The organism is Micromonospora trifolii (assembly GCF_022229005.1).
Lineage (GTDB): Bacteria > Actinomycetota > Actinomycetes > Mycobacteriales > Micromonosporaceae > Micromonospora > Micromonospora trifolii.
The window spans coordinates 48411-69087 of record NZ_JAKKFD010000020.1 but is presented as its reverse complement, the minus strand read 5'-3'; the positions used below and the strand labels follow the sequence as shown (position 1 = coordinate 69087).

Genomic DNA, 20677 nt, shown 5'->3' with positions numbered 1-20677 from the left:
ATCGGGGTGTTAGGGGATAAATGCCGCAAATGGAGCGGTGTCCTGACCGACCCGGGTGGATAGGTCCGCGGGATTCCGGGCAAGCCACAGTGGTGCGGGAATTGCTGACCGTCGGGCACGGCGCTGCCGATCGGGGCCGGCTGGGAGAGTTGCTGACCGGGGCCGGGATCACCCAGGTGGTGGACGTCCGGCGATACCCAGCCAGCCGCACCAACCCGGACGTCCGCCGCGAGGAACTCGAACGATGGCTACCCGAGTGGGGCGTCGACTACCGCTGGGAACCGCGGCTCGGCGGACGACGGCACGTCCCCGCCGGGGAGCCGGAGCCGGACACCTGGTGGACCGTCGCGGCGTTCCGGGCGTACGCCGCCCACACCCGCACGGCCGAGTTCGACGACGCACTCGCCGAGGTGCTCGCCGAGGCGGATCGTCGGACCACCGCCATCATGTGCAGCGAGAGCGTGTGGTGGCGCTGCCACCGGCGGTTGATCGCCGACGTCGCGACGCTGGGCAGCGAAGTCCCCGTGGCGCACCTGATGCCGAACGGCCGCCTCAGCCCGCACCGGCCGGCCGAGGGCGCCCGCCGACTGCCCGACGGCCACCTGCTGTGGGACGACTGAGTCACTCCACCAGTTCGTCGGCGAGCAGGTCCATCAGCAGGCCGTCGTGCCAGCGGCCGTCCGCGCCGCGCTCATAGCGGCGCAGCACCCCGACCGGGCGGAAACCAACCTTCGCGTACGCCCGGATGGCGGCGCTGTTCGCCGCGGCCGGGTCGATGGTGAAGCGGTGGTGACCGTACTCGTCGATCAGGTGTCGGGCCAGGGTGCGGATGGCGTCACCACCGAGGCCGGCGCCGCGCTCCGCCGGGTCGAGGAAGACGTCCAGACTGGCATGCCGGTAGTCCGGGTCCGCCTCGGCGTACCACTGGATCGCGCCGATCACCCGGCCGTCGTGCTCGATCGCGTACACGTGCAGGTCGTCGTCGGCGAGGTCGGCGCGCACGGAGTCGGCCAGGTCGTCGCCGCCCCGCCACCACCGGCGTACCTCCGGGTCGGCCCGGATCGCGGCGAGGGTTGGCACGTCAGCGACAGTCGCCGGTCGTAGTGTCACCGCCCGCCCTCGCAGCACCGGCTCAGCCCCGGATCTCGCCGTGCTCGACGCAGACCGCCGACCAGCCCACCGGCAGCACCTGCACCTTCATCCGGCGACGGCAGCGGGGGCAGAACCGGGGCGGCTCCAACTGGCGAGCCGACGCGCAGGCCGGGTGGGCGGTGGCCGTCGCCGACTCACCGCACCTGTCGCACCACAGCTCGGTCGTCGTCATTGTCGTCACAGCGTGGCGGACAGCGCCTTGACCGGCATCTTCAACTCGTCGAGCAGCTCCAGGTCGGCCGTTGCCGGTCGACCCAGCGTGGTCAGGTAGTTGCCGACGATCACCGCGTTGATGCCGCCGAGCAGACCAGCGCGGGTGCCGAGGTCGCCGAGGGTGATCTCGCGACCACCGGCGTACCGCAGGATGGTGCGCGGCATGGCCAGCCGGAACGCGGCGATGGCCCGCAGCGCGTCCTTGCCCTCCACCACCGGACGGTCGCCCAGCGGGGTGCCGGGACGCGGGTTGAGGAAGTTGAGCGGCACCTCGTGCGGGTTCAGCTCGGCGAGCTGCGCGGCGAACTCGGCCCGCTGCTCGACGGTCTCACCGAGGCCGAGGATGCCACCGCAGCACACCTCCATGCCGGAGTCGCGCACCATCCGCAGCGTCTCCCAGCGCTCCTCCCACGAGTGCGTGGTGACCACGTTGGGGAAGTACGACTTGCAGGTCTCCAGGTTGTGGTTGTAGCGGTGCACGCCCATGTCGACCAGGTCGTCGACCTGCTCCTTGCTGAGCATGCCCAGCGACGCGGCGACCTGGATGTCGACAGCTGCCTTGATGGCGGCGACGCCCTCGCGCATCTGCTTCATCAGGCGGTCGTCCGGACCGCGGACCGCGGCGACGATGCAGAACTCGGTGGCCCCGGTCGCGGCGGTCTGCTTCGCCGCCTCGACCAGCGACGGGATGTCCAGCCAGACCGAGCGCACCGGCGAGGTGAACAGGCCCGACTGCGAGCAGAAGTGGCAGTCCTCCGGGCAGCCGCCGGTCTTGAGCGAGACGATCCCCTCGACCTCGACCTCCGGGCCGCACCAGCGCATCCGCACGTCGTGAGCGAGCTGGAGGGCGGCGGGCAGGTGCTCGTCGGGCAGGTTCAGCACGGCGAGGATGCCGGCCTGATCGAGGCCGACACCGTCACCCAGGACCTGGGTCCGGGCCTGGTCGAGGATCTCTGGCATGGCTCGTACCCTACTAGGCCTGTGCGAGAGCCCCCGATCAGCCGGAATGCCCTGGCAGTTCGTGGACAGCTCGCACCTAGTGGAATCGCCGGGCCGGTGGCGGCGGGTGGTAATTTCGCCCGGCGGGTGTCGGGCTGATCGGCACGCACAGCGGGGGAGGGTGACGGTGGCGGACTGGCTGGCGGCGCTCGACCGCCGCGCGGAGCTGCGGGCGAAGGCCGGGCTGACCAGGCGACTGCATCCGCGTCCGGCCGACGACCGGATGACCGATCTGGCCGGCAACGACTACCTCGGCCTGGCCACCCATCCGGACGTCATCGCCGCGGCCACTGCGGCCCTGTCGGCGTACGGGCTGGGGGCGACCGGGTCGCGCCTGGTCCGGGGCTCCACCGACGCGCACCGGGCCCTCGAGGAGGACCTGGCCCGCTGGCTGGGCACCGACGGCGCGCTGGTCTTCTCCTCCGGCTACCTGGCCAACCTCGGCGCGCTGCGGGCGCTCGTCCAACCTCGGACGCTGCTCGTCTCCGACGCGCACAACCACGCGTCGCTGATCGACGGCTGCCGCATCTCCGGTGCGGAGACGGTGGTCACCCCACACGCCGACGTCGACGCGGTGGCCGCCGCGCTCGCGGCCGCTCCCGGCCGCCAGGCGGTGGTGGTGACCGAGTCGGTCTTCTCGGTCGACGGTGACCTCGCCCCACTGGCTCGGCTGCACGCCGTGGCCCGCCGTCACGGCGCGCTGCTGCTGGTCGACGACGCGCACGCGCTCGGCCTGACCGGCCCGGCCGGCGCGGGCGCGGTGGCGGCCGCCGGGCTGGCCGGCCAGCCGGACGTGGTGGTCACCGCCACCCTGTCCAAGGCGCTCGGTGGGGCGGGTGGCGTTGTCGCCGGCCCGGCCGAGTTCGTCCGGCACCTGGTCGAGACCGGGCGCACGTTCATCTTCGACACGGCACTGCCGCCGGCGGTCGCCGCCGGTGTGCACGCCGCGCTGCGGCTCGCCCAGGCCGGCGACGACCTGCGCGCCGAGCTGTCCGACCGGGTGGGGCTGGCGGTCGGACGACTGCGGGCGGCCGGGCTGACCGTCTCCGCACCGGACGCGGCGGTGATCTCGGTGACCGCCCCGGGGCCGGAGGCGGCGACCGCCTGGGCCGCGGACTGCCGGGACCGGGGCGTCGCGGTGGGCTGTTTCCGGCCACCATCCACCCCGGACAGCCGCTCCCGCCTGCGCCTCACGGTCAGCGCGGGGGTGCCCCGGGCGGCGTTCGAGCGGGCGCTGGACGTCATCGTGGACACCGCACCGTGAGCGGGTGGGCGGGGTCGGTGCTGGTTACCGGGACGGACACCGAGGTCGGCAAGACTGTGGTGACCGCGGCGATCGCGGCCGCCGCGCAGGCGGCCGGGCTGCGGGTGGCGGTGGTCAAACCGGGCCAGACGGGTACGGCCGGAGGTGAGCCCGGCGACGTGGACGCGGTCAACCGGCTGGCTGCGCCGCTGACCGGTCGGACCTTGGCCAGCTACCCGGATCCGCTCGCCCCGTTGGCCGCCGCGCGGGTCGCCGACCTGCCGCCGCTGGAGTTGTACGCGGCGGTGGACGCCGTGCGGGCGGAGGCCGACAAGCACGACCTCGTGTTGATCGAGGGCGCGGGTGGGTTGCTGGTTCCGATGGGGCTGCGGCCGTCGGGGGAGCCGTGGACGATGGCCGACCTGGCGGTGTCGCTCGGCGCGCCCGCGGTGGTGGTCGCCCGCGCCGGGTTGGGCACGCTCAACCACACCGCGTTGACCCTGGAGGCGTTGGACCGTCGGGCGGTGCCGGCCGGTGTGGTGATCGGCGCCTGGCCGGCCCGGCCGGAGCTGGTGCACTGGACGAACCTCACCGATCTGGTGCCGAACCTGCTCGGCGCGTTGCCCGACGGCGCCGGCGCGATGGATCCGGGTGTGTTCCGGCGCTCCGCGCCGGGTTGGCTCACTCCGGCCCTGCACGGCGTGCTCGACGACTGGCGGGTCTGGGCCGAGGAGAGCGGCTGAACACCTGACTTTCGTCGGTGTCCGCGCAGGTCGGGCGTGGGTAGCCTGGCCGCCGTGCGGATTCTCGACTTCGCGCCGCCGGGTTGGCTGCACCGGCGGCGTCGCCTGCTGCTGGACGTGCTGCTCTGGGCGGTGGTGGCCGCCCCGGTGGGCTACGCCGAGGTCAGCCCGCCCTATTCGCGGTACACGTTGCCGCTGCTGGTCGGCAAGCTGCTGGTGCTGGGTGCGGCGGTGGTGGCGAGTCGACGGCATCCGTTGGTCGCCCTGGTGCTGGCGGTGCTCGGGTCGTTGGTCGATGGCAACTTCGTGTTCGCCATTCCGGTGTTCAGTTATCTCGCCGGGCGGCGTAGCGCCACAGTGGGTCCGGCGATCATGGTCTTCGCGCTGATCACGGCCGGTGGTACGGCGCTCAACCTGGGGTTGCTCGGCGCGGGCGCGGCCACCTGGTTCCTGCTCGCCTCGGTGCTGCTCTTCGCCGCCGTGTTCCCCTGGTTGGTGGGCCGCTACCGCCGCCAGCAGCAGGAGTTGGCCGACGCCGGTCGTCGGCACGTCGACGCGCTGACCCGCGAACAGTGGGGTGCCGCCGAGCGGATCCGGCTGCGGGAGCGGGCCCGGATCGCCGGGGAGATGCACGACTCGCTCGGTCACGACCTCAGCCTGATCGCGTTGCGCGCCGCCGCCCTGGAGGTCTCCGCCGACCTGGACGACCGGCACCGGGCCGCGGCGGGGGAGTTGCGGGCCAGCGTCTCCGCCGCCACCGAGCGACTGCACGAGATCATCGGGGTGCTCCGTGAGTCCGGGGGCGCGTCGCTGCGTCCGAGCGGGGAGACCGTGGCCGACCTGGTCGACGGTGCCCGGGAGGCCGGCATGGCGGTACGGCTGGAGGCCGCCCCGGCGGTCGCGGACCTGCCGGCGATGACCGGTCACGCGGCGCACCGGATCGTCCGGGAGGCTCTGACCAACGCGGCCCGGTACGCGCCGGGCGCCCCGGTCGACGTGCGCCTCACCCGCGACGGTGACCGGGTCGAGGTGGCCGTCGTCAACGACGCTCCGCCGGCCGGGCCACTGCCTGCCCCGCCGTCGCAGGGCAGTGGGTTGCTCGCCCTCGCCGAGCGGGTCCGCCTCGCCGGCGGGACGCTCGACGCCGGCCATCGGGCCGACGGCGGGTTCGCGGTACGGGCGGTGTTGCCGGCCACCGCGCCGCCGCCCGAGGCGATCGGGTCGGCGGTGGAGGCCGGGCCGACGCCCTGGTCCGACGAGCGGCCCGGTGCGGTGGAGCGGCCGGTGGACGCCGCGCGGCGGCTGCACGACGCCCGGCGGCGGGTTCGGCGCAGCCTGTTGGTGGCGCTCGTCGCACCGGTCGGTTTCGCCCTGGTGCTCTCGTTCGTCTACTACCCGGTGGCGACCGCCGGGACGGTGCTGGACCGGGACACCTTCGACCAGATGAGCGTCGGCACGGCCAGATCGGAGTTGACCGGCCTGCCCCGGCGGCAACTGGAACGCCCCAGCGTGGTCGACCGGACCGACTGCGAGTACTACACCGACGGCAACTTTCCCCTGGCGCAGCCGACCTGGCGGCTCTGTTTCACCGATGGCCGGCTGGTCAGCAAGGAGTGGATCGCATAGTGGACACCGACATGGCCGGGGGACCGCCGATCCGGGTCGTCCTGGCCGACGACGAGGCGATGATCCGGGCCGGCGTCCGGGCCATCCTCGCCAGCGACCCCGGCATCGAGGTGGTCGCCGAGGCCGGCGACGGGCACGCGGCGGTGGAGCTGGTCCGTGCGCACCGACCCCGGGTCGCGCTGCTGGACATCCGGATGCCGCGGCTGGACGGGTTGGCCGCCGCAGCCGAGATCCGCCGGCTGGTGCCGGACACCGCGACGATCATGCTGACCACGTTCGGCGAGGACGACCACGTGGCCCGGGCGCTCGGGCACGGTGCCAGCGGGTTCCTGCTCAAGGCCGGCGACCCGCGTGAATTGATAGCGGGTGTGCACGCCGTCGCCGACGGTGGGGCGTACCTGTCGCCGAGGGTGGCCCGCCGGGTGATCGAGCTGGGGGCCGGCCGATTGGCCCGCCGACCCGCCGCCCGGGACCGTGCGGCCGGGCTGACCGAGCGGGAACGGGAGGTGCTGGCCCTGGTCGGGGCGGGGCTCTCCAATGCCGAGATCGCCCGCCGGCTGCACCTCGTGGAGGGCACTGTGAAGAGCTACCTGACCAGCATCTTCACCCGGCTGGACGTCCGCAACCGGGTGCAGGCGGCGATCCTGGCGTACGAGGCGGGGCTTGTCGACGGCTGAGCGGGGACCGGTCGGCCCCCGCTCAGCCGATATCTCCTACGCGTCGCGGCGGCGCAGTGCGGCACGGCCCAGCAGTAGCGAGGCACCGGCCCACCCGGCGAGCAGGAGCAGGCCGACAATGCTCGGGTACGGCTCGGTGTCGCCGGCCAGGAAGTGCCCGCCGGCCACACCGGGGAACACGTCGGCGATGCGGTTCAGCACGTCGATGTCCGGTTCCTGGAGCGACAGCGGCACGATCATCAGGGTGGCGAGGAGCGCTGTGAGCGTGAGCACCGCACTCCGGAGCGCGGCGCCGAGGCCCAGGGCGAGCACGCCGATCAGCGCCAGGTAGATCGCCACCGCCACGATGTCGCCGATCGTGCCGGCGGCCGGTGCGCTGCCCCACTCACCGAGCACCGGTCGGGCGACGAGGGCACCGACACCGCCGAGCAGCAGGCCGAGGACGAAGGTGACCACGCCGGTCACCACGGCCTTGGCCAGCAGTACGCGGCCACGGGACGGGGTGCACTGCAACGTGGTGCGGATGGTGCCACTCGTGAACTCCGCGGTGATCGCGAGCAGGCCGAGCGCCAGCACCACGTACTGGGTCATTTCGACCGAGTCGATCAGCACACTGCCGACGGTGACGATTCCCCGGTCGTCGGCCGGGTCGTCGTTGGTGTTGTCGTTGGCGACGTAGATGGCCAGTTGGCCGGCGCTCGCGAACATCACCAGAAGCCCGGCCAGCGCCGTCCACCAGGTGCTGCGCACCGAGGAGAGCTTGGTCCACTCGGCGGCAACGGCACCCCGGAAGGCGCCCGGCGCACCTGCGGCCGGCGCGATGGCGGGACGGCTGTCCGTGTCGGTCTGCGTGCTCATCGTTGCCCACCCTCGGTCGTTCCGCCGGCGTACTCGACGCTGTCGGCGGTGAGTTCCATGAACGCCTGTTCCAGCGACGCGGCGTGCGGGCTCAGCTCGTGCAGTCGTACCCCCAGCTCGTGGGCCAGGTCGCCGACCCGGTCGGCGGTGGTGCCGACGACGGTCAGCTCGTTGCGGTCGGCCGCCTCCACCGTCGCCCCGGCGGCGGTGAGACGCGCGGCGAGAGCGGCCAGCCCGTCCGGGTGTGGGCTGCGGACCCGGACCGCGACAGTGCTGCGGGCGATCACCTCGCCGATCGGCGCGTCGGTGAGCAGTCGCCCCCGGCCGATCACCACGAGCTGGTCGGCGGTGAGCTGCATCTCGCTCATCAGGTGGCTGGAGACGAAGATCGTCCGCCCCTCGTCGGCCAGCGACCGCATCAGCTGCCGCACCCAGCGCACCCCGTCCGGGTCGAGGCCGTTCACCGGCTCGTCGAACATCAGCACCGGTGGGTCGCCGAGCAGCGCGCCGGCGATGCCGAGCCGTTGGCCCATGCCGAGCGAGAGCGTCCGCCCCGGCTTGGCGGCGGCCCGGCCGTCCAGCCCGACGGTGTCCAGCACCTCGTCGACCCGGCGGATCGGAATGCCGTTGCTGTGCGCCATGGCCCGTAGGTGCGCCCGGCCGGACCGGGCCGGGTGGATGGCCCGGGCGTCGAGCAGCGCACCCACCTCGTGCAGAGGCCGACGCAACTCCCGGTACGCGCGCCCGCCGACCAGGGCCTGCCCGGCGGTGGGACGGTCCAGCCCGAGGATCATCCGCATGGTGGTGGACTTGCCGGCGCCGTTGGGGCCGAGGAAGCCGGTGACCCGGCCGGGCGCGATGTCGACGGTCAGGGCGTCGACGGCGACCGTCGACCCGAACCGTTTCGTCAACCCACGTAATGTGATCATGCGCTGACGCTAGGCGAGCAGCCTGCTGCCGCACCGCGCCCGAACGGCACCACCCACCACTGACTTTCGTCAGGTCGATGGCGGATTGCTCACCGTACGTACTGCTCCAACAGCGCCGGGGTGAGCCCGGCCCGGTGGATCGCCTTCAACGCCGCGAGCAGGTCGTCCATCAGCGCCGGTCGGAAGTGCATCAGCAGCACGTCGCCGGGTTGGACCATCTTCTCCGGAGTCTGGTAGCGCACCTTCCCCTCGTGGACTGTCTCGGTCCAGTGGAAGACCGCCTTCGCGCCGCAGTCGTGCGCGGCCTTCAGCGTGGTGCTGTCATGCTCGCCGAACGGTGGCCGGAACAGGGTGGGCCGCTTGCCGAACAGCCCCTCCAACCTGTCGGCGGCACCGCAGATCTCCTGCTTCTGGTAGTCGTACGACCGGCCGGCCAGTGAGTTGTGCGTGATGGTGTGGTTCTCCACGACCCCACCCACCGCCTCGATCTGCCGGAAGTAGTCGGTGTGCTCCGCCGCCGCAGGCGAGTTGAGGAACATCGTCACCGGGATGCGCGCCTCCCAGATGAAGTCGATCACTCCTGGCGGGCGGGCCAGCCCACCGTCGTCGATGGTGATGAAGGCGACCTTCTGGTCGGTCGGCAGGCGGTGCCAGAACTGGGCTGCGCCGGTCGCCGGCAGCGGCACCGGTTGCGGTGGCGGCGCCTCCGGGAAGGTCGGTACCTGGGACACGTACCAGGCCGGACTTCCCGGTGTGGGCTTCGCCGTCGGGGACGGCGAAGCGGAGGGAGTCGGCTGGGCGGACGGCGTCGGCTGGGCCGCGGTGATCTGCCGGGCGTGGATCGTGTGGCCGGGGCCGACTGTGCAGGAAGTCAGCGTCAGCAGGGCCAGAAGCGTTACCACTGCGAGGATGCGGCGAGGAGGGGCTGATGACACGCCCGGAAACATAGCGGGTCACGATCAGGACCCGTGCCCCGTGGCGATCTCCTCGAGCGGTCTTGCCCGGGCGGCCTAGCCTCGGATCGAAGTCGATTCGATCAGCGGAGGCGGCCGATGGCGCGGTGGATCATGCAGATACTCGCTGCCGTCGGTTTCGGCGTGCTGCTGGGGTTCATCGGGCTGACGATGACTCTCAACCTGTTCGGGTTCGTCGACGCGGAGTCCCGCCGGTTGTCGAGGAACTCGTGGGATCGCCTGTGGGGAGCGCCCGACCGTGATCCGGCCGAGCTGCGGCAGGACCCCATCTTTCACGTCGCGCGGTTCCTCTTCGGCGGCACCGTCCTCCTCTTCGGCGCCGCTGCGGTCATCGGGGGCATCGTGCTACTGATCCACGGGCCGCTTGACTGACCGCACCACGAACGCGTCCGGCATTCGGAAGGTGAGATTGTCAGGGCACCAGGGCGGACGGAGCACTGTCACCCCGTCCAGCAGCGGCGCGGCCTCGGCCACCACGACGGCCGCCTCCATCCGGGCCAGCACGTCCCCGACGCAGCGGTGCGCGCCCGCCCCGAACGCCAGGTGTCGGCGTGATCCACGCTGACCCGGACGGAACTCGTCGGGGGCGTCCACCACCGCCGGGTCCCGCCCGGCGCGGCCCAGCCACAGCACGAGGCTGCTGCCCGCCGGCACCTCCGTCCCGCCCAGCGTGCTCTCGGTCGTCGCCACCCGCCGCCAGGTGACGATCGGCGGTTCCAGCCGCAACCCCTCCTCCACCACGTCGGCCACCGCGATCTCGCCGGTGCGCAGGCCGGCCCGGACCGCTGGCTCGTTGGCCAGCCGGTGCAGCAGCAGAGTGAGGAACTGCGAGGTGGTCTCCTGCCCGGCGACCAAGAGGAAGAAGAGCGCGCCGACCACCACGTCCGGCGGGTGCCCGGCCGCGCGCAGCTCGGCGGCCAGGCCGCCACCGACGGTCGCGAAGTCACGTAGTACCCGGTGGAACCGGCCCACCTCGGCGGCGAGCGCCACCTGCCGGTCGGCGTCCAGTGGTGCCCAGAACAACTCCAGGGCGGCGCGGGCGAACTCCTTGACCGCGCCGACCGGCGCGTCCGGCAACTCGACCAGCCGGGCCAGCACCAGCAGCGGCAGGTCGGCGGCGAGGTCCGCGTACAGGTCGACCGGTTCGCCGACGTCGAGCGCGGCGCCGATCCGGGCGACCCGGTCCCGGACCAGGGCGGTGAGCCACTGCCGCTGCCCGGCCACCCGGGCGGGGTGCAACGCCTCCGCGACGATCGCCCGGATCTGCGGATGGCTGGCGCCCGAGTTGTTCGCCAGGGTCGGCGGCAGCCGGAACCGGTGCCCGGCGAGCACCCGCAGCGCGGTCACCGGCATCGGTGTCACAGCGTCCAGCGCGTTGTCCGGCCGGTAGGTGACCGGGTCGGCGAGGACCTGGCGGACCAGGGCGTGCCGGGTCACGACCAGGTGGGTGCCGCCGACGTGGTCCGGCACCCGGGCCACGTCCGGCCATGCGGGGTCGGCCACCTGCGCCCAGCTGCGGAACAGCACCCGGACACGCTAGCCGGAGGCCCCCGGCAGCCCGGCCCGCAGCCGCCAGACGGTGGTGCGCTTCACCCGCACACTCTCCAGCGCCTCCGGCACCGGTACGTCGTACGCGGCCACCTCGTCGAAGCGGTCCCGGGGCAGGAACGCCCGGCCGGGGTCACCGACCAGCGCCGGCGCGCCGGCCCGGGCGGCGCGCAGCAGGAACCGCAGGACCCGGCGGGCCATCGCCTCGCTGTAGAAGACGTCTCCGGCGAGCACCACCTCGGCGTCCCCGGCGTCGCCGTCGAGGATGTCGCCGAACTCGGCGTCGACGCGTACCCCGTTGGCCTCGGCGTTGAGGGCGACCGCCGCCACCGCCAGTTCGTCCACCTCGACGGCCCGCACTGACGCCGCGCCGGCGCGGGCGGCGGCGATGGCCACCAGGCCGGAGCCGGAGGCGAGGTCGAGCACCCGCCGGCCGGCGACCAGCTCCGGGTGGTCGGTGACGTGGCGGGCGAGGGCCTGCCCGCCGGCCCAGGCGAACGCCCAGAACGGCGGCGGCCGGTCGCTGGAGAACTCGCCCTCGGTCAGCTCCCACAGGCCGATCGGCTCGTCCGCCTGGTGCAGGCGCACCTCGGGGACGAAGGGGACCGGGGCCAGCCGGGCGTGCAGCCGGACGAACGTGCTGGAGAGCTCGGACACGGCGCGATTCTCCCAGCGGCCCGACTTCCGGCGTGTCGCGGGGGAGCGGTGACCGGTTCACCACGGTCGGTGAAAAGCCACCCCGTCCTTGCCGTCCGGTGCGAACACACCCGTCTGTTCGGTGCGGTGCCCCGCTTCTAGCGTTGCGGGGTGGAGGCAACCGAACGGAGGACGGCGGTGGTGACGGTGTGGCGGTATGCGCTGAGGGCAGGGGTGGTGCTGGCCTGTCTGAGCGGGGTGGAGCTGGCGGTGGCCGCCCCGGCACAGGCGGCCTTCACGACCGAGATGAGCGGCCTGCCGGGACGGTTCACCGCCGGTGAGCAGGTGCGGACGATCTCCGCGGTGGTCTCGCAGACGGACCGGCGCGCCAGGTGCGCGAAGGTGCGCTGGTCGATGGTGCTCAGCGTGCAGGGGGGCCTCCGGCTCGACCAGGTGAAGATGGACCGGGTGGAGGAGAACGGCGACTTTCCGCTGGAGATCCGCACCGAGGGTGACGTGGCCCGGTTGACCGACCGGCAGCTCGACCCGGGCACGCTCTGCCCGGGCCGCACTGTCACGGCGCGCTACCGGGTGGCCTTCGCCGAGGACGTCACCCAGGGGCGGGTCACCCTCGCCGCCGAGGCGTACGACGCGAACCTGCGCCTGCTGGCCCGGCAGACCGCCACCCGCTCGGTGGTGGGAGTGGGCGGTGCCCCGACCAGTACGCCGAAGCCGACGGCGACCCCGCCGGAGCCCACCGAATCCGCGAGCGCACCCGCCGAGGGCGACAGTACGGCGACGGAGGAACCGGCTGTGGAGTACCCGGCCGAGGCCGCGCCACCGGCGGCCAACCGCCCGGTCTCGCAGTCCGGCGCGTTCGGCGTGGTGCAGGTCGCCTTCCTGCTCGGCGGGCTGCTGCTCTTCCTCGGGGTGGGGCTGCTGCTGCGACTGCGGCACCTGACCCGGGCCGCGGCCGGCGGCGACGACGGGGGCGACGACCCCCCGGTGGACCGGCGCTGGGAGCGTCCGGCGGTCGCCGACCCCTGGCGTCGGGCGCACCGCTGATCGGTGGCCATCAGGCCGGCGGATGATCGGGGGCAGTGGGGCCGGCGGACATCCGCCGGCCCCACTGTGTCACTTCGAGAACGCCTGGAACTCGGCGATCCTGACCTGGCTCCGGGCCGGGCTGGCGGTCGCGCAGTCCGTCGTCGTGGCCGGGTCGTCGTCCTGCTCGCCCGCGTAGTTCGGGCCACCGGTGCACTGGCTCGCCAGCACCTCGAGGCGCAGGTGGGTGGCGAGGGTGGTGGGCACCGCGAACGTCCGGAGGTTGATGTCGCGGCTGTACGCCCGGTACGCCCCGCCGGGGAACGCGTCCCCCGCGCTGGTGTAGATGCGCTGCCAACGCGTCGGATCCGCGCAGTCGGTGGTCGTCGCGTTGCAGGCGGACACCGCGAACGAGCGCAGCGCACTGAGCGCGTTCTGGGCGCCGGTGTCGGCGTCGCCGGTGATCGCCGGGCGCAGCATCGCGCTGACGTTCACCCGCTTGACCGTCCGCGGGGCGTCGCCCGGCAGCGCCACTGTGAGCTGCCGGCCGGCGACCCCGTCCAGGGACGCCCAGTTCGTCGCCTCGGTGTCGTCGACGACCCGGTCCAGGTTGACCCCGTCACCGGTGACTGTGGCGCCGGACGCGCTGGAGGCGAGGTTGCGGCTCATCCGCAGGTCGACGTACCCGTCCTGACCGGCCTTGGCGACCGCGCTGAGCCGCTGGTGCCCGAAGCCGGGGGCCACGGCGAGCAGGTCGTACGTGCCGGCCACCATCTCCACGGTGTCCGGGATCGGCGTCGCCGGGTCGGTGTCGGCCACCGGCACGGCCCGCGCCTCGTACGCCCCCACGTACACCCGGATCGGCGCGTCGGCGCTGTCCCCGCGCGGGCGCAGGGTGAGCGTCGCGTTGCCACCGCGCGGCGAGGCGAAACTCGGCGTCGGGTCGGTGTCGCCGGCGCCGAAGGTGGCGGCGTCCCGGCCCATCCCGGAGCGGGCGAACTCGGCCCAGATCAGGTCCTGGTTCGCCCCGCCGAAGCGGAGCAGGTCGGCGGTGAGCATGTTGTCACGCATGTCGAGCATGCTGACCTGGCTGGCGGCCTGGAGCAGGAACGAGTCGAAGACAAGCTGCGACCAGCGTCGGTTGCCCGGGCACTGATCGGCCGCGACCTTGCCCAGTGCGCAGTCGAGCTGCCGTTGCGGGGTGCCGAGGCCGTACCGCTTCACCAGGGCGGAGCGGACTCGGAAGTTGGTGGCGCCCCAGATCTCCCCGTCGGCGTGCACGGCCGGGCCGGCGGTGTTGTAGCCGATGTCGGAGTAGTTGAGCGGGCTGCGGCTCAGGTCGTAGTTGCGGATGCCGCTGACCAGGTTGCCGGTGACGTAGCCGCCGGTGATGAAGGGCGTCTCGCCGGGCGCGCGCAGCCCGTGCTGGAAGAGGTACTCGGCGGCGAGCAGGTCGCCCCAGGACTCACCCATCGACCCGCCCTGGTGGCCGCTGATCCCGCTGTCCGGGCCGGCGATCATCCGGTTGGTGATCGCGTGGGTGTACTCGTGACCGATCACCGTCATGTCGTAGTCGCCGTCCACGCAGGGCGGGTACGGCCCACCGGCCTGGGGCTGCCAGAGGTACATGTTGGTGGTCGGCGGCAGCCCGTCGCGCGGGGTGCCCTGGTTGGCGTTGTTCCGGTTGCCGGTCAGCGCGCCCTGCTGGGCGCGGCCCTGCTCGGCGTCACCGCCCAGGCCGGACGGGGTCAGGTTGACCGCCTGGAGGTTCCACGCCGACTCGGTGAAGCCCAGCTGGTACGACCAGTCGTGCATCCGGTTGTGCATGGCGAAGAGGTTGGCGATCGACGCGTCCGCGTCGTTGCGCTGGGCGGAGGTGAACACCCCCGGGTTGCACCGGGCCTGGTGCCACTGGTCGGTGAACTGGTACTCGTAGCGGCGTTCCGGGCTGGTGGGTGCCGGCACGACCGGGGTGTTCGCACCCCAGGACAGCACAGTGCTGGCCGAGTTGCCGCGCGAGGTGAAGGTCGGCGTGCCGGTTGCCGCGTCGACATCCCACGGTTGGCCGGTGGCCGGGTCGCGGAAGGCGGCCTGGCAGCCGGGGGTCGGGTCGCCGCACCAGCGCACCCGGGGGTCCTGCCCGGGCCCGAGGTCGCGGGGCGGGGTGGCCGGGAAGACCGCCCAACTCGGGTTGTCGGAGTCGAAGTCGACGAGGTCCTCGCGGACCAGCACCTGTCCGGTGCTGCCGTCCACGTAGCTGGTGAACGCGGCCGGATGCTCGGTGTCCGCGCCGATCATGGTCACCTCGTAGGCGGCCCGTGGACCGTCCAGCGGGGTGGGCACGGCCACCGACCGGATGGTGTGGCTGGCCACCGCGTCGGCGGTCAGCTTGGCGTCGGCGAGCGCGGCAGCGTACGCCTGCTCGGCGGTACGGGTGGCTGGCGACGGCGTGCCGGTGTTGCGGGCCAGCGAGGAGCTGACCGAGAGCACCGCGCCGTCGGCGACCGCGAGGGTGACGAGGCCGTCCGGCCCGGCGGGCAGATCGCCGAAGCGTTGCCGGAGGGTGACCACTGTGCCGCTGCCGATGGGCCGGACCAGGACCCGTTCCATGCTGGCCACCATGGCGGCGTCCATGCCGAACAGGTAGTTGTTGGCGGCCAGGTAGGCGCGGGCGGCGGCCTCCGGGTCGGCGGGCAGCCCGCTGGCCAGCGGAGTGCGGCCGGGGCCGAGCGCCTGCGGGGTGCCGAGCCGGTTCCACCGGACGTCGGGGTCGACGGCGCGGGCCAGGCCGCGTTGGCGGGCGTCGGGTGCCGCCGTACCGGTGCGATTGTCGGCGTCGGCGGGCGTGTGTCCCTCGGCGAACGGCCCGGACCGGCGCTCGGCGGACGCCGCGCCGCCGGTGGGGGCCGCGGTGCTCACGCCGGTGGGGAGCAGCGCGGCGACCGTCGCCGTCGTCGCCAGGATGGCGATGAGCCGGCGTACACGCCGGCTCATCGGGGGTGACCACTCCGGTTGTGGCACGGGACCTCCTCGTGGGAGCGGAATGGCCGACGAGTCGCCGACCACAGATGCGCGGTGACGCATGCGCATCTGTGGATATCAGCCTCCCGAGGTCACGGCAAGGTCCCGAGCCGCTATCGCGCCAACAGATCGAGATTTGCTCAGTCGCCTGGCGCCCAGTTGGGGTCGCGGCCGAACGCGGCCAGTAGGTGGTCCTGCTCGTCGGCGTCGTCGGGCACCTGCACCCCGGTGTGGACCAGGTTGTTGCGCCGGTAGGCGTCGATCTGGCCGGCGAACCACTGGGAGGCGGCGTGCACCGCGTCCGGGTCGAGCCGTGGCTGCGCGCCGATCGCCACCGCCACGTCCCAGCCGTGCACGAGGTGCTCGGCGAGGAGTTGCCGGAGGTACTCGGTGGCCGGGGTGTCGCCGCTGGAGAGGTGCACGGTGCGGTCGACGGTGCCGGGGTGGGTGGCGGCGATCTCGGCCTGCGCGGCGGCCTCCCGGGCCGTCGCGATCGGGTCGGCGCCGAGCTGGTCACCGTCGAGCCGGTTGCCGACCTCGTCGATGGTCCGGCCGGCGAGCAGTGGAACGCTCCACCGGTCCTCGGTCACCACGTGGTTGACCAGGGTGCGGACGTCCCAGTCCGAGCAGGGCGTCGGATCGGACCACTGGCCGGGCTCGATCTGGTCCACCCGGTCGATGAATTCGGCCAGGCTCCGGCGGTACGCCTCCAGGAGATCCATGCTGCCGATTGTTCCGGTCGGCGGGGCGGGCCGAGTCCGTTTTGCCCGGCCTGGTGTGGGGGATTGGTGTTGCTTGCCCGGCTCAGTCCAGGTCGGCCAGGTCCAGGCCGAGCTCTCGGGCGGTGACCAGCCGGACCCACTCGCCGAACTGCCGCCGGGAGATCACCCGGTCGTGCACGGCGAGTTGGACGGCGAGGCCGTCCATCACCGCGCTGATCCGCCAGGCGGCTCCGTCGGCGTCGGCACACTGGAAGGTGCCGTCGGCCACCCCGGCGGTGATCACCGCCGCCAGGTCCTGCCGCCAGCGCAGGTCGAGCCGGCGGGAGACCTTCTCCAACTCGGGGGTACGCAGAGACTCGGACCAGCCGTCGATCCACATCGACCAGGAGGTCGCGCGCCCGGCGGGGGTGTAGAGCTTGAGGATCCGGCGGAGCTTGGTCAGCGGTGTGGCCGACGAGCGGGTGACCGCGTCCAGCCGGGCCAGATCCTGCTCGACCGCGTAGGCGAAGGCTTGCGCCAGCAGCCGCTCCTTCGTGGCGAAGTGGTAGAAAACCAACGCCTGACTCACGCCCGCGGCATTCGCCACGTCCGCCGTCCGGGTGTTGGCCAGACCGCGCTCCACGATCACGTCGCAGGCGGTGCGCAGCAGGGCATCCAGGCGGATCTCGGCCGCACGTCTCGTCACGACCGTTACCGTAGCCCATCCGACTGAACACGAACAGTTACCACCGCGCGCCGATTCACGCGGTGACAGTCGGAAGCCGGACACTTCTTTCGGGTGTCGTCGGTCGTTCGACGGAGAGTGTTCGCCGAGGTCCGCTGCCCAGTGCCGAGTCGCCGAGACGTCGATGGTCGGGCATGCGACGCGATGATGACGATCATTGCCGACGAATGTCGGAGTGTGACGGTCCGTGCGGGATCCAGGCACCAGGCCAGCCCCCTAGGAAGCCCTCCGAGAGTGGCTCCGGTCCAGCCCCAGCCACCCCTGACGCGCCGAGGCGACCCCGAGTTGGCAGTCCAACAGCGGCTCGGCTAAAGTTCTCATCCGTCACCCGGGAACGTCCGGGGGCGTGCGGACGTAGCGCAGCTGGTAGCGCATCACCTTGCCAAGGTGAGGGTCGCGGGTTCGAATCCCGTCGTCCGCTCGGAGCTGCCGCCACGCATGACGGGGGCAACCTCGGTGGGGTGGCCGAGAGGCGAGGCAACGGCCTGCAAAGCCGTGTACGCGGGTTCAAATCCCGTCCCCACCTCGGCAACAAGCACGGGCGATTGGCGCAGTGGGAGCGCGCTTCCTTGACACGGAAGAGGTCACTGGTTCAAACCCAGTATCGCCCACCAAGAGAACGGCTCGTCACCGGGAGATCCGGTGACGAGCCGTTTCGCTTGTGACGCCACGGTTGTCAGTCGACGCTGAGCCGGTAGCCGATGCCCCGCACCGTGTGCACGCGCAGGGCGTCGTCGACGGCGTGCAGCTTGCGACGTAACCGCTTCACGGCCGAGTGCAGGGTCGACGTGTCGCCGAGAAACGCGCAGCCCCAGACCGATTCGAAGAGTCGCTGGTACGTCCAGACTCCGACCGGTGCGGTGGCGAGTTGGGTGAGCAGGTTGCGCTCGAGTCGGGTCAGGGCCAGCGGTTCTCCGCGCCACGTCACCCGATGGTCGAGCGGATCGATGGTGAGGTCACCGAAGCTGATCTGACCAGCCACGGCCACGGCTGGAGCGGCAGCGGCCGGAGCGGCTGCGGCCACGGCCGGAGCGGGGGCGGACGCCGTGGTGGGGGCGGGGAGTCGCGCCGGCCCGCTGATGACCGGCCCGCCGATCATCGCCTGCAACTCCGCGAGGTCGGTGCAGATCACCAGGGTGCCGAGACCGTCCAGGCGCCGCACCATCCGCTCGCGCACCGACACGTCGGCGGTCACGCAGAACACGAGGGACACATCGTCGATCACTGTCGTACCTCCCCAGGCGCCAGTAAAAGACAACGCTGTCCGAACTCCGTAGTCAATGGTTTCCGGGCGGCGGCCACCGGCGCTCGCCGGGCCGCGCGCTCGCTTTCAGAAGGTCAACAGGCGGAACTCGCCCACCGGGCGGAAGCCGAGGCCGCGGTAGACCGACTCGCCGAGGGTCGAGGAGGTGAGTGCGGCGGTGCGGGCACCGCGCTCGCCAGCCAGCTCGAGGGCGACCCTGGTCATGGCCGCGCCGATGCCCCTGCGGCGCTGCTCCGGCTGGGTGCCGACGAAGTAGAGGGTGACCAGACCGTGGCTGATCCAGGCGACGGCCGTCGCGACCACCCGGCCGTCCTCGAGGCGACCGGCCAGCCGGAGCACTGTGCCGTCGCCGGTGAACGCCTTCTCTCGTTCGATCGTCGCCGCCACGCCGTCCGCCGGGATTCCCGACACCCGGGCATAGGCGGTGACGAACGTGGCGAGGTCGGTGGTCTCGGCGATTTGCACGTCGGCGGGGGTCGGCACATCGGCCACCGCCCCGATCCCCACGGTCATGATCGGCATCCGGGCAACCTGCACCGCGCCGAGGGAGACCAGGCCGTCCGCAGTGCCGGCGTCGCTGTCCGGGCCAATCCACCAGATCCGGGGTACGCCGTGCAGGCGCTTCCGGGCCTCGGTGAGCGCGTCCTGCGGTGTGCGCCCGACCATCCGCAGAACGCCGTTGAGGGGTGGGTGCGGCACGTCACTGCGGTAGGTCGGGAGGTCCGGATCCCCGGCGACACCGATGTTCCAACCGAGCAGGTACGCCCGGTGCGCGGCCAGCACCGCGTCGAGAGACTCCATGATCTGGATCGTAACGCGGGGCGCGCACCCCTCTCCGCCAGCGGAAACGGCTCTTTTCGGCGGCTGTGACCGGCGATACTTTGACGATCGTTCCAGATAGCGTGTAACGTTCAGTCATGGCCCGCACCCGTGAGTTCGACCTCGACGCCGCGGTCGACGCTGCCATGGACGTGTTCCGGAGCAAGGGTTACGAGGGCACCTCCATGCGGGACCTCTCCGAGGCGACCGGGCTGGGCAGCGGCTCGATCTACGCCGCGTTCGGCAGCAAGGACGGCCTCTACCTGGCGGTGCTCGACCTGTACCGGCAGCGCTACGCCACACCGATGGTCGATCTGCTGCGCTCGGGCAACGACGCGCGAGCGGTCATCCGTGAGGTGTTCATCGGCACCGTCGACGACATCACCGGCGACGGCCGGCACCTCTCCTGCCTCATCGTCGGCGCGTCGATGGAACGGGCACACCAGGACGTGCGGGTCGCCGAGCGCCTTCGCTCGACCACCCAGTCCCTGGAGTTGGCGCTCTACGACCTGCTCGCCGAGGCGCAGTTGCGGGGTCAGATCACCACCGACCGCAGCGCCACCGACCTGGCCGGCTTCCTGGTGACCAGCCTCCAGGGCCTGCGGGTGATGGGCGCCATCAACCCGGACCGGGCGGCGCTGACGCGTTATGCCGAGGTCGCGCTCACCTGCCTGGACTGACGTGTCCCGCGTTCTCGCGGCGATCGCTGGCAGTTCAGCGACTCGACACGCCGAACGCATCCCTCCTGGGCTGCCACCGATCGCGTTGCCGACGGGCCGGCTGCCTTCGGCGAGGCGGCCGGCCCGGAATCACGCTGATCTGGCGGCTCCGCCAGCGATGGAGGTGGTCCGGTCACAGCGGCGGAGCGATGTCCCGCCGCTCCTCGACCTGGCGGTACTCCACCGGCTGCTCGGTGGTGGTGACCACCTGGCGGCGGCGACCCCAGATCAGCGTGGTCATGATCAGGCCGAGCACGCCGGCGCCCATCAGGATCCAGCCGACCACGTCGAGGTTGATGCCGCCGACGCTCGCGTCCAGTGCGAAGGTGAGGATCGCGCCGAGCGCGATCAGGAAGATGCTGGTGCCGATACCCACGACAGCCTCCTTAAGGGGGTGTGGTGCGCTGTCGAGCCCTTAACTACCCCGGCAGGGACCAGCGCAACCGCGACCGGTCAGGGTGCCGTGCCAAGCGATCTTGGCATCGGGTAGAGTTCACCTGTCACCGGCGCTTGTCGGGGACGTGCGGACGTAGCGCAGCTGGTAGCGCATCACCTTGCCAAGGTGAGGGTCGCGGGTTCGAATCCCGTCGTCCGCTCGCGATGCGCCCCACGGGGCCGCCACGGGCGATTGGCGCAGTGGGAGCGCGCTTCCTTGACACGGAAGAGGTCACTGGTTCAAACCCAGTATCGCCCACCATCTATACAGCAGATCAGCTGACCCGTTACCGGATGACCGGTAGCGGGTCTCTGCGTTTCTGCCTCCAGC

General features: G+C 72.3%; 22 protein-coding genes and 5 tRNA genes. 13 read left to right on the top strand and 14 right to left on the bottom strand.

The features are described from left to right. Window positions 1-92: 92 nt before the first annotated feature. Window positions 93-620, top strand: a complete 528-nt coding sequence (locus NIE79_RS13315; RefSeq protein WP_238678843.1) for a DUF488 domain-containing protein — start codon at window positions 93-95, stop codon at window positions 618-620. Between the two features lies 1 nt (window position 621). Here NIE79_RS13315 and NIE79_RS13310 read toward each other — a convergent pair whose 3' ends face one another. The 3 genes from NIE79_RS13310 to bioB are packed head-to-tail and all read right to left on the bottom strand — an operon-like array spanning window position 622 to window position 2325. Then, window positions 622-1128: a GNAT family N-acetyltransferase gene (locus tag NIE79_RS13310; RefSeq protein WP_238678842.1), complete on the bottom strand. Its 507-nt coding sequence runs from the start codon at window positions 1126-1128 to the stop codon at window positions 622-624. A 4-nt stretch (window positions 1129-1132) separates the two neighbouring features. Continuing rightward, window positions 1133-1324 carry a biotin synthase auxiliary protein BsaP gene (gene bsaP / locus NIE79_RS13305; RefSeq protein WP_130399817.1) on the bottom strand — a complete coding sequence of 64 codons (192 nt, stop codon included), beginning with the start codon at window positions 1322-1324 and terminating at the stop codon, window positions 1133-1135. 5 nt (window positions 1325-1329) lie between these two features. Next, window positions 1330-2325: a biotin synthase BioB gene (gene bioB, locus NIE79_RS13300; RefSeq protein WP_238678841.1), complete on the bottom strand. Its 996-nt coding sequence runs from the start codon at window positions 2323-2325 to the stop codon at window positions 1330-1332. Between the two features lie 166 nt (window positions 2326-2491). Here bioB and NIE79_RS13295 point away from each other — a divergent pair, with 166 nt between their 5' ends. The 4 genes from NIE79_RS13295 to NIE79_RS13280 are packed head-to-tail and all read left to right on the top strand — an operon-like array spanning window position 2492 to window position 6653. Further along, the gene (locus NIE79_RS13295; protein ID WP_238678840.1) at window positions 2492-3628 is read left to right on the top strand and encodes an 8-amino-7-oxononanoate synthase; all 1137 of its coding nucleotides are present in this window, start codon (window positions 2492-2494) and stop codon (window positions 3626-3628) included. 17 nt (window positions 3629-3645) lie between these two features. Further along, the gene (gene bioD, locus NIE79_RS13290) at window positions 3646-4350 is read left to right on the top strand and encodes a dethiobiotin synthase (protein ID WP_238678930.1); all 705 of its coding nucleotides are present in this window, start codon (window positions 3646-3648) and stop codon (window positions 4348-4350) included. Window positions 4351-4404: 54 nt separating this feature from the next. Next, window positions 4405-5976 carry a sensor histidine kinase gene (locus tag NIE79_RS33695; protein ID WP_308193177.1) on the top strand — a complete coding sequence of 524 codons (1572 nt, stop codon included), beginning with the start codon at window positions 4405-4407 and terminating at the stop codon, window positions 5974-5976. A gap of 11 nt (window positions 5977-5987) precedes the next feature. Further along, a complete protein-coding gene (locus NIE79_RS13280; RefSeq protein ID WP_238678929.1) occupies window positions 5988-6653 on the top strand; it encodes a response regulator transcription factor in 666 nt (221 codons plus the stop codon). A gap of 36 nt (window positions 6654-6689) precedes the next feature. Here the strand turns inward: NIE79_RS13280 and NIE79_RS13275 are convergent, their stop codons facing one another. From NIE79_RS13275 to NIE79_RS13265, 3 genes are all read right to left on the bottom strand, one after another. Then, window positions 6690-7511: an ABC transporter permease subunit gene (locus NIE79_RS13275; RefSeq protein ID WP_238678839.1), complete on the bottom strand. Its 822-nt coding sequence runs from the start codon at window positions 7509-7511 to the stop codon at window positions 6690-6692. Further along, on the bottom strand, window positions 7508-8440 hold the full coding sequence (locus NIE79_RS13270) for an ABC transporter ATP-binding protein (protein WP_238678838.1): 933 nt from the start codon (window positions 8438-8440) through the stop codon (window positions 7508-7510). The genes NIE79_RS13275 and NIE79_RS13270 overlap by 4 nt, the downstream gene beginning before the upstream one ends. Window positions 8441-8529: 89 nt before the next feature. Continuing rightward, window positions 8530-9342: a polysaccharide deacetylase family protein gene (locus tag NIE79_RS13265; RefSeq protein WP_238678837.1), complete on the bottom strand. Its 813-nt coding sequence runs from the start codon at window positions 9340-9342 to the stop codon at window positions 8530-8532. A 150-nt stretch (window positions 9343-9492) separates the two neighbouring features. Between NIE79_RS13265 and NIE79_RS13260 the strand changes: the two genes are divergently transcribed. Continuing rightward, window positions 9493-9786, top strand: coding sequence for a hypothetical protein (locus NIE79_RS13260; RefSeq protein ID WP_238678836.1), 294 nt, complete (start codon window positions 9493-9495; stop codon window positions 9784-9786). Here the strand turns inward: NIE79_RS13260 and NIE79_RS13255 are convergent. Both NIE79_RS13255 and NIE79_RS13250 read right to left on the bottom strand, forming a co-directional pair. Beyond that, window positions 9760-10941 (bottom strand): cytochrome P450, encoded by a 1182-nt coding sequence (locus tag NIE79_RS13255; RefSeq protein WP_238678835.1) that lies wholly within the window; start codon window positions 10939-10941, stop codon window positions 9760-9762. The two genes, NIE79_RS13260 and NIE79_RS13255, sit on opposite strands and share 27 nt — an antisense overlap. Window positions 10942-10950: 9 nt before the next feature. Continuing rightward, window positions 10951-11619 carry a class I SAM-dependent methyltransferase gene (locus NIE79_RS13250; RefSeq protein WP_238678834.1) on the bottom strand — a complete coding sequence of 223 codons (669 nt, stop codon included), beginning with the start codon at window positions 11617-11619 and terminating at the stop codon, window positions 10951-10953. A gap of 150 nt (window positions 11620-11769) precedes the next feature. Here NIE79_RS13250 and NIE79_RS13245 point away from each other — a divergent pair, with 150 nt between their 5' ends. After that, window positions 11770-12663 carry a hypothetical protein gene (locus NIE79_RS13245; RefSeq protein ID WP_308193176.1) on the top strand — a complete coding sequence of 298 codons (894 nt, stop codon included), beginning with the start codon at window positions 11770-11772 and terminating at the stop codon, window positions 12661-12663. Window positions 12664-12732: 69 nt separating this feature from the next. Here the strand turns inward: NIE79_RS13245 and NIE79_RS13240 are convergent, their stop codons facing one another. The 3 genes from NIE79_RS13240 to NIE79_RS13230 form a co-directional block, all read right to left on the bottom strand. After that, window positions 12733-15663, bottom strand: coding sequence for a M36 family metallopeptidase (locus NIE79_RS13240; protein ID WP_238678833.1), 2931 nt, complete (start codon window positions 15661-15663; stop codon window positions 12733-12735). Between the two features lie 140 nt (window positions 15664-15803). Beyond that, complete coding sequence (locus tag NIE79_RS13235) at window positions 15804-16385, bottom strand: TIGR03086 family metal-binding protein (protein ID WP_238678832.1); 582 nt, start codon at window positions 16383-16385, stop codon at window positions 15804-15806. Between the two features lie 82 nt (window positions 16386-16467). Continuing rightward, window positions 16468-17070 carry a TetR/AcrR family transcriptional regulator gene (locus NIE79_RS13230; protein ID WP_238678831.1) on the bottom strand — a complete coding sequence of 201 codons (603 nt, stop codon included), beginning with the start codon at window positions 17068-17070 and terminating at the stop codon, window positions 16468-16470. A gap of 387 nt (window positions 17071-17457) precedes the next feature. Here NIE79_RS13230 and NIE79_RS13225 point away from each other — a divergent pair. The 3 genes from NIE79_RS13225 to NIE79_RS13215 all read left to right on the top strand — a co-directional run bounded on the left by NIE79_RS13225 (window position 17458) and on the right by NIE79_RS13215 (window position 17723). Continuing rightward, window positions 17458-17530: transfer RNA gene (locus NIE79_RS13225), tRNA-Gly, on the top strand. A 34-nt stretch (window positions 17531-17564) separates the two neighbouring features. Beyond that, window positions 17565-17635 (top strand) — tRNA-Cys (locus tag NIE79_RS13220). 13 nt (window positions 17636-17648) lie between these two features. Further along, window positions 17649-17723 (top strand) — tRNA-Val (locus tag NIE79_RS13215). A gap of 62 nt (window positions 17724-17785) precedes the next feature. Here NIE79_RS13215 and NIE79_RS13210 read toward each other — a convergent pair. Next, complete coding sequence (locus NIE79_RS13210; protein ID WP_274524046.1) at window positions 17786-18274, bottom strand: winged helix-turn-helix domain-containing protein; 489 nt, start codon at window positions 18272-18274, stop codon at window positions 17786-17788. Window positions 18275-18439: 165 nt separating this feature from the next. Beyond that, the gene (locus tag NIE79_RS13205) at window positions 18440-19174 is read right to left on the bottom strand and encodes a GNAT family N-acetyltransferase (protein ID WP_238678830.1); all 735 of its coding nucleotides are present in this window, start codon (window positions 19172-19174) and stop codon (window positions 18440-18442) included. A 116-nt stretch (window positions 19175-19290) separates the two neighbouring features. Between NIE79_RS13205 and NIE79_RS13200 the strand changes: the two genes are divergently transcribed. Further along, on the top strand, window positions 19291-19872 hold the full coding sequence (locus tag NIE79_RS13200) for a TetR/AcrR family transcriptional regulator (RefSeq protein WP_091400764.1): 582 nt from the start codon (window positions 19291-19293) through the stop codon (window positions 19870-19872). A gap of 172 nt (window positions 19873-20044) precedes the next feature. On the opposite strand, the gene NIE79_RS13195 is transcribed toward NIE79_RS13200, so the two are convergent. Then, window positions 20045-20287 carry a DUF6458 family protein gene (locus tag NIE79_RS13195; RefSeq protein WP_091400768.1) on the bottom strand — a complete coding sequence of 81 codons (243 nt, stop codon included), beginning with the start codon at window positions 20285-20287 and terminating at the stop codon, window positions 20045-20047. 147 nt (window positions 20288-20434) lie between these two features. Between NIE79_RS13195 and NIE79_RS13190 the strand changes: the two genes are divergently transcribed. Then, a tRNA-Gly gene (locus tag NIE79_RS13190) sits at window positions 20435-20507 on the top strand. Window positions 20508-20533: 26 nt separating this feature from the next. Beyond that, window positions 20534-20608, top strand: a tRNA-Val gene (locus NIE79_RS13185). Window positions 20609-20677: the final 69 nt, after the last annotated feature.

Excerpts from the sequence above, each read along its gene's own strand:
- bsaP (WP_130399817.1), bottom strand. The coding sequence starts at position 1,324 with ATGACGACGACCGAGCTGTGGTGCGACAGGTGCGGTGAGTCGGCGACG.
- bioB (WP_238678841.1), bottom strand. The coding sequence starts at position 2,325 with ATGCCAGAGATCCTCGACCAGGCCCGGACCCAGGTCCTGGGTGACGGT.
- NIE79_RS13280 (WP_238678929.1), top strand. The coding sequence starts at position 5,988 with ATGGCCGGGGGACCGCCGATCCGGGTCGTCCTGGCCGACGACGAGGCG.
- NIE79_RS13275 (WP_238678839.1), bottom strand. The coding sequence starts at position 7,511 with ATGAGCACGCAGACCGACACGGACAGCCGTCCCGCCATCGCGCCGGCC.
- NIE79_RS13270 (WP_238678838.1), bottom strand. The coding sequence starts at position 8,440 with ATGATCACATTACGTGGGTTGACGAAACGGTTCGGGTCGACGGTCGCC.
- NIE79_RS13260 (WP_238678836.1), top strand. The coding sequence starts at position 9,493 with ATGGCGCGGTGGATCATGCAGATACTCGCTGCCGTCGGTTTCGGCGTG.
- NIE79_RS13235 (WP_238678832.1), bottom strand. The coding sequence starts at position 16,385 with ATGGATCTCCTGGAGGCGTACCGCCGGAGCCTGGCCGAATTCATCGAC.
- NIE79_RS13210 (WP_274524046.1), bottom strand. The coding sequence starts at position 18,274 with ATGGTGCGGCGCCTGGACGGTCTCGGCACCCTGGTGATCTGCACCGAC.
- NIE79_RS13205 (WP_238678830.1), bottom strand. The coding sequence starts at position 19,174 with ATGGAGTCTCTCGACGCGGTGCTGGCCGCGCACCGGGCGTACCTGCTC.
- NIE79_RS13200 (WP_091400764.1), top strand. The coding sequence starts at position 19,291 with ATGGCCCGCACCCGTGAGTTCGACCTCGACGCCGCGGTCGACGCTGCC.